This is a genomic window from Butyrivibrio sp. M55, from assembly GCF_900116865.1.
Taxonomy (GTDB): domain Bacteria; phylum Bacillota; class Clostridia; order Lachnospirales; family Lachnospiraceae; genus Butyrivibrio.
Genome location: NZ_FPCD01000035.1, coordinates 1 through 1,366 on the forward strand (window position 1 = coordinate 1; position 1,366 = coordinate 1,366).

General features: G+C 39.7%; 1 protein-coding gene. It reads left to right on the forward strand.

Annotation, left to right across the window (positions count from 1 at the left end):
• The first annotated feature begins 110 nt into the window (after positions 1-110).
• Positions 111-1,361: an IS256 family transposase gene (locus BM398_RS16985; RefSeq protein ID WP_442857309.1), complete on the forward strand. Its 1,251-nt coding sequence runs from the start codon at positions 111-113 to the stop codon at positions 1,359-1,361.
• Positions 1,362-1,366 lie beyond the last annotated feature (5 nt).

Genomic DNA, 1,366 nt, shown 5'->3' on the forward strand with positions numbered 1-1,366 from the left:
GAAAATGTAAAATAAAGTGTGTAAGTTAAGCAACCACTAACTTACGCACTTTATTTATGTTATAGGGTGCGGTACATTAGAAGAAAGGACTGAAAGGAATGAACACAGAAATCATGGCACCCAGAAAGAACAAGAGGAACGAGGTAGGCAGAGCTATTGCACAATCCATCATCGAACAGTATCAGCCTCAGAATGCACAGGAAATGCAGAATGCTATAAAAGATATATTTGGTCCTATGTTTGAGGCAATGCTTCAAGGAGAGATGGATGACCATCTTGGTTATGAATCCAATGATCATGGCTATAAAGCTACTTCAAACAGACGCAACGGCTACACTAATAAAACACTCAAGACAACCATGGGAAACATTGATATACAGTCTCCAAGAGACAGAGATGGCTCCTTTGAGCCGCAGATAGTTCCTAAACGTTCAAGGGATGTCAGCGGTATTGAAGACAAGGTGCTTGCTATGTACGCTAAAGGCATGAGCCAGCGCGATATAGCTGACACTATAGAGCAGATATACGGATTTGAGATATCTGCTGAAATGATATCAAATATCACTGATAAGGTAATTGATACAGCTCATGAGTGGCAAAACAGACCACTTAAAAAGTTCTATCCATTTCTTTTTGTTGACTGCTTATATGTAAATATACGCCGTGAAATGGAGACAAAAAGCTGTGCTGTGTATGTCATCCTTGGATATGATATAAATGGTATTAAAGATATCTTAGGCATTTGGATTGGTGAAGCTGAAGGCAAGCATTACTGGATGCAGATATTTGATGAAATCAAGTCAAGAGGTGTTGAAGATGTACTATTCATCAGCATGGATGGTGTATCAGGCCTTGAGGAAGGTGCAAGATCCATTTTCAAGGATGTAGTTGTTCAACGCTGCATTGTTCATCTCATCCGCAACTCTATCAAATATATTCCTTCAAAGGATTATAAGGCTTATACCTCACAGCTTAAGAAAGTTTATGGTGCAGTCAGCCTAAAAGCTGCGATGGCTGAGTTTGACCGCTTTAAACAGAACTGGAGCAAGTATCCAGGTGCTGTAGATGTATGGGTTAGAAACTGGAATCATGTAGAACAGCTCTTCAATTATGGCAGTGCTGTACGTAAGGTTATGTACACGACAAATGCTATTGAATCCGTTAATTCCAGCTTCAGAAAAGTCACAAAGAAAGGATCCTTCCCTAGCGAAGATTCTGTTTTAAAGGCTCTTTATCTTCGTATAACCGAGCTTTACAAGAAATGGAATAACCGTCCGGTCTCCAACTGGGCTCTTGTAAGAAACCAGCTTGCAATGGACGAAAACATGCAAAAACGTATTATGCGGTATGAAAAATATTGATTAGA